The following is a 5,636-nucleotide window of genomic DNA, read 5'->3' as shown; positions in this document are numbered from 1 at the left end:
CTTGATCTGCTGTTCCAAAGTCGGCTTGAGGTATTCACGTTGGCGCTTGCGCTGGTCCTTTACGAACGCGGCGTCCATGTCGGCGACCTGTTCGTCGTTCAGGCCCTGCAATAACTCGATGGCCGAAGGTGTGATCTCCCTGGCGGTCTCGGCGATGGCGACCTTGGCCTCGCGGGTGCGCTGTTGCAAGGCTTCATCGCTCACCTGGTTGGTCTGCACCATGGTTTTCAGGCGGTCGAGCCAGTCCAGGTAGCCGGGCAGCTGGGTGGTGCAATGCCAGCTCAGATGTTCCTTGAGGCGTTCGTTGAACCAATCCTTTTGTTCTCCGTTGATTTCCAGGTAATCGTTAAGGGTCCAGGGAATGATCAGGTCCAGATTGCGGTAGGCCAGGCCGATGCGGCTGCAAGCGGTGAGCGTCAGCAGCAGGGCGATAAACATAGCGGTGCGTGTCAACCAGCGCGACATGAGCGAGTCCTTGCGTAGGCGGAGGTGCTTTGTTTGAGCATGGCAGGCGCGCGGCAGTTCAGCCGATTAATGCGTAACGCTTAGTAAAAAGGATGGGCCATTTTCAGGGTCAGCAGGCTATCGCATTCGCTGTTGTGGCCGGAGTAAGCCGAGCAATTGCTGCCGCTCAGGCTTGAGTCGCTGTAGATCAGGTCCAGGTCGATGCCTCGCCACGGACGGGAAATTTTCAGCGACCAGTCACTGAAACTACCTACATAACCGTCTTCCACCGAGACTGGAGTGTTGAGTTGGTGGGTGGTGTATTTGGCGCTGATGCCGATGCCGAAGGGCACGTTGCCACCGAGGTCGGCAAACAGGGTGCTGTTCTGTTTATCCGGGTCGTTGCTCAACGCCGCACCGAAGCGGCTGCCGAGGATGGTCAGGCCGCCGTAGAACTCCTGGCTGTCGAGGGTATCGACGGTGGGGTAGCTGTAGTGGATCAGGCCGACTTCGTAGCCCAGGGTCTGGTCGACAGGGTGTTTGAAGCCCATGTAGGAATCGACTTCAAGGTCGGCGGAATAGCCGGCACTGGGTGACCATTGTCCGACGTACCAGCCGCTGTCATGGCTCAGGTCCAGGCCGCCGTGGAACGAGCCGGTGCTCGACGGTGTGACCAGGCCTTGGGCCATGCTGCGGCTGGGGGTTGTGCCGAGCTTGAGGTCGAAGTCACCGAGCTCGCGCTGGAATACCTGCCCATAGGCAAAGGGGCAAGCGAGCAGGCTGAACGTCAGCAAGACAACAGGAATGCGCATGCTTCACTCCATGAATAGCGAGGAGCAGGGAACCGTAACCAAGCTGGAACGCTTGAGCTAGAGAGGTGCAAGCATACCGGCGAATGTTCGGCAGCGATGGCCGTTCGTCGATTTCTGCGGGAATAGGTATCAGGAGAGGGGTTCCAGCCCAAGCGCTTCGAGATTCAAAGCGCTTTGGGACCAGGTGACGCGGGGGATTACTTCTTGCCCAGGCTGATCTGCTTGGACGGGCCGAAGGTCTGGCCGCTGACACCTTTGGCAATCTGCTGGATTTCACCGCCGGACTTGAGGAACGCAGCGATCTGGTCGTTGATCGACTCGCTGGTTTCAACGGCTGGAGCTGGCTTTGCTTTGCTGTTGGATGCTTTTACGCGCATGACGGCCATTAACCTATGGATAATTAATTGGGCCAGGCATCGTACAGGAAATACTTGACAATTGCTTGGCAAATATCCTTGTGGATTATTTGCAGCAAGGCCTGAATATCGGTCGATTCATGCCTGTTTATTACCCCTAAGCCACTGTTTTTAAATAACAACCTTGCGTTTTATTCGAAGCTGAAGCGGGGCGAGTCAAACCCTTAACCGTCTGACGAATGGCCCTGCCAAGGACGAAAACCCTTGAAAATCAAGGCCTACACGGTCAGATCCTTCAGCTTCACGAATCGCACCGCAAAACCGGGTAGAATGCCGCCCACGCAATGAGGGTATCTGGAAATGGCTTTAGTCGGGCGCTACAACAGTTTGCAAGTGGTTAAACACACAAACTTCGGTTTATACCTGGACGGCGGTGCGGACGGTGAAATCCTCCTGCCCAACCGTTATATCCCCAAGGATATTCCCAGTGAAGATGAAGACTGGCTCAATGTTTTCATTTATCTGGACAGTGACGACAAACTGATCGCCACCACGGAAAAACCGAAAGTCCAGGTCGGGGAATTCGCCAGCCTGAAAGTGGTTGAAGTCAACAGCATTGGCGTGTTCCTGGACTGGGGCCTGCCGAAGGATCTGCTGCTGCCGTATTCCGAAGAAAAACGCCAGTTGACGGCGGGCGAGTACTGCGTGGTGCATGTCTACCTCGACAAGCACACCCGTCGAATCACCGCCACGGCGCGCCTGGATCGTTATCTGGACAAGACCCCGGCCAACTATACGCCTGGGCAGGAAGTTGATTTGCTGGTTGCCGAAGCCACTGACATGGGCTTCAAGGCGATCATCAATAACAAGCACTGGGGCTTGATCCACAAGAACGAAATCTTCAAGTTCATGCGCGCCGGCAAGCAGGAAAAGGGTTTCATCAAGGAAATCCGCCCGGACGGCAAGATCAGCTTGAGCTTGCAGCCGGTGGGTCAGGAAGCGGCCACCAGTCTCAACGCGAAGATCCTCGCCAAGTTGCGTGAAAACAACGGCACGCTGCCGGTCAGCGACAAGAGTGACCCGGTGTTGATCAGCAGTCTGTTTGGCGTGAGCAAAGGCAACTTCAAAAAAGCCATTGGTGCGCTGTACAAGAATGGGCAGATTGTCATTCATGCTGATCGTATTGAGCTGACCTGACCAAACGCAGAATCCCCGCCCTGTAACCACACTGTGGCGAGGGAGCTTGCTCCCGCTGGCCCCTGTAGGAGCTGGCGAAGCCTGCGATCTTTCGACTCAGTTGGAAAGATCGCAGCCTCGCTTCGCTCGACAGCTCCTACAAAGCCCAGCGGGGATAAATCCCCTCGCCACGAATCATCGCTGTATACAACAATATTGCACCTTAACCACGCATCTACGCCCCATTCGTGGGCGTTTGCCTGTGCTCGCCAGGCTTCTTCCTGCTCCGCAAACCACGGTTTGTCTCGTATCCAGCGCCTATGGCACGCATTCTGCGTAGCAACCCGTATACAAACCACGCCGGCTCCCGTGCGCAGTGTGGTGGACAATCAAACTCGGGGGCACGGCGGCACCCAAAGGAGCCCCGCAATGTCCGAGCAATTGCCCAACGGCTACAGCCCCCGTCTCTATAACGAAGACCTGGGCCCGCTGCCGCAGAAATGGAATTGGTACAACATCTTCGCGTTCTGGATGAGTGATGTACACAGCGTCGGCGGCTATGTGTTTGCCGCCAGTCTGTTCGCCTTGGGCCTGGCGAGTTGGCAGGTGCTGGTCGCGTTGCTGGGCGGGATCTGCATCGTGCAGTTGATCGCCAATCTGGTCGCGAAGCCGAGCCAACAGGCGGCGGTGCCTTATCCGGTCATTTGCAGGCTGGCATTTGGCGTGTTCGGGGCGAATATCCCGGCGGTGATTCGCGGGCTGATCGCGGTGGCCTGGTATGGGATCCAGACCTACTTGGCGTCCAGCGCACTGATTATCGTGGTCCTGCGGTTTTTTCCTTCGATGGAAGCCTACGCGACACCGCATTTTGCCGGTTTGTCCTACCTGGGTTGGTTCGGTTTCCTCAGCCTTTGGTTCGTCCAGGCATTGGTGTTCTGGACAGGCATGGAGTCGATCCGCCGTTTCATCGATTGGGCGGGGCCGGTGGTGTATGCCGTGATGTTCCTGCTGGCTGGCTGGATCGTCTGGAAGGCCGGCTGGAGCAACATCAGTTTTACCCTGGCGGAAAAATCGCTGTCCGGCTGGCAGGCATTCGGACAAGTGATCGTGGCGACGGCCCTGGTGGTGTCGTACTTTTCCGGTCCAACCTTGAATTTCGGTGATTTCAGTCGGTACTGCCGGAGCATGTCCGACGTACGTCGTGGAAATTTCTGGGGGTTGCCAGTGAATTTCCTGGCGTTCTCGCTGGTGACGGTGGTGATCGTTTCCGGCACGTTGCCGGTGTTCGGTGAGATGCTCCACGACCCGATCGCCACCGTGGCGCGCATCGACAACAACGTCGCCGTCCTGCTGGGGGCTTTTGCTTTCGTCACCGCGACCATCGGCATCAACATCGTCGCCAACTTCGTGTCCCCGGCCTTCGACTTTGCCAACGTCGCGCCGAGCAAGATCAGCTGGCGCGCCGGCGGCATGATTGCGGCGGTGGCCTCGATTTTCATCACGCCGTGGAACCTGTTCAACAACCCTGAAGTGATCCACTACACCCTGGACGTGCTGGCGGCGTTTATCGGCCCGTTGTTTGGCATCCTGCTGGTGGATTACTACCTGATCAAGAAGCAGCAGATCGACGTCGATGCGCTGTTCAACGACGGCCCGACTGGGCGCTATTACTACAACGGGGGGATCAACTGGACGGCGGTGAGGGCGTTGATCCCGGCGACGCTGATGGGCGTGGCGATCACGTTCACGCCGTTCCTGCAACCGATGGCCAATTTCGCCTGGTTCACCGGTTGTTTCCTCGGCGGGGTGTTGTATTTCGCCTTGGCGCGACGCCAACCTTTCCCACACCTGAACACATCGCTGAACCCGGCCGGCCAGGCCTGATCAACGCAGGACAGTCTGAGCGCAACGCTCCGCCGCGCTTCGGTTGGTGGGCCGCAGCAGCAGGCCGCCCGCCAGCACCAGGCCGCTTCCGGCAATGATCAGTGCGGGTTGCAAGCCGCCGCTGAAATGGCTGCTCAGCGCCGCCAGCAACGGTCCGCTGAGCTGGCCGATGGCGAAGCACGCGGTCAGCAGGCCGATGTTGCGCTGGATTGCGTGGGGCGCCAGTTCTCGGGAACGCAACACCATCAATTGCATGCAAGCCAGGAACGGCGTGCCACACAGGATCACGCCCAGCGCCAATCCCGCGCCGCTGCCCAACAGGCAGGCAAACACGCCAGCAGCTTGCAGCCACAAGGTCGCCATCAACCAGCGGCTGGTGGTGTTCGGGTTGGGCCGGCGCAGGCTCACCAACAGCACGCCGATGGCGGCGGCCAGGCCGAAGCAAGGCCAGAACAGGTCTGCCTGCCATTGCCCGTGGAACTGGGCGGACGCCATCTGCGACAGGAAGGTCGCCGGAATGATGTAGCCCACGCCATACAAGGCGTAGACCACGCAGAGCCGGGCGATGCTGCGGTTGTTGGCCACCGCGGCTGGCGCTGCAACAGTGGCCGCAGGCACGGGTTTTGGCAGGACCGGCAGGATCACCAGCAACATCAACAGCGCCGCCCCGGCGTACACCAGCCACAAGACGTCGGATGTCTGGCCCAACAGGTTCGAGCCAAGCGCCAGCAAGCCTGTAAGAAAAATGCCCAAACCAGGTCCGGCGAATACCAGTGCGCCCAGCCGTGGTCGCCCCGTCGCCGCAGCCAAGGGTTGGCTCAGGGCGGTAATCATCACCATCACCCAGGCGCTCGCCACGCCCGTGCCGAAGCGCAACGCCAGGTGCGGCCAGAAGCCCCAGGCCCAGAACGACGCCAGGGTTAGCAGCACGCACAGCCACAGGCCGCCGAGCAACCGTCGCTGC

6 protein-coding genes are annotated in these 5,636 nt (G+C 59.0%); 2 read left to right on the top strand and 4 right to left on the bottom strand.

The genetic code is table 11. From position 1 onward, the window contains the following. From OC610_RS20175 to OC610_RS20165, 3 genes are all read right to left on the bottom strand, one after another. A partial coding sequence (locus tag OC610_RS20175) for a DUF6279 family lipoprotein (RefSeq protein ID WP_264430173.1) occupies positions 1–465 on the bottom strand: 465 nt, incomplete at its 3' end. 80 nt (positions 466–545) lie between these two features. Continuing rightward, positions 546–1,256: a TorF family putative porin gene (locus tag OC610_RS20170; RefSeq protein WP_264430170.1), complete on the bottom strand. Its 711-nt coding sequence runs from the start codon at positions 1,254–1,256 to the stop codon at positions 546–548. A 197-nt stretch (positions 1,257–1,453) separates the two neighbouring features. Further along, on the bottom strand, positions 1,454–1,642 hold the full coding sequence (locus OC610_RS20165; protein ID WP_018607615.1) for a hypothetical protein: 189 nt from the start codon (positions 1,640–1,642) through the stop codon (positions 1,454–1,456). A 330-nt stretch (positions 1,643–1,972) separates the two neighbouring features. On the opposite strand from OC610_RS20165, the gene OC610_RS20160 reads away from it, so the two are divergent. Together OC610_RS20160 and OC610_RS20155 are read left to right on the top strand one after the other, a co-directional pair. Continuing rightward, entirely contained in the window at positions 1,973–2,809 is an 837-nt protein-coding gene (locus OC610_RS20160) for a CvfB family protein (protein ID WP_181287474.1), read from the top strand. 408 nt (positions 2,810–3,217) lie between these two features. Next, positions 3,218–4,672 carry an NCS1 family nucleobase:cation symporter-1 gene (locus OC610_RS20155; protein WP_264430168.1) on the top strand — a complete coding sequence of 485 codons (1,455 nt, stop codon included), beginning with the start codon at positions 3,218–3,220 and terminating at the stop codon, positions 4,670–4,672. On the opposite strand, the gene OC610_RS20150 is transcribed toward OC610_RS20155, so the two are convergent. Continuing rightward, on the bottom strand, positions 4,673–5,636 hold a 964-nt coding region (locus OC610_RS20150), incomplete at its 5' end, for an MFS transporter (protein WP_264430167.1). It abuts the gene before it with no gap.

The sequence above is a fragment of the Pseudomonas agronomica genome, assembly GCF_025917275.1.
Lineage (GTDB): Bacteria > Pseudomonadota > Gammaproteobacteria > Pseudomonadales > Pseudomonadaceae > Aquipseudomonas > Aquipseudomonas agronomica.
This window is presented reverse-complemented; position numbering and strand designations above follow the sequence as displayed.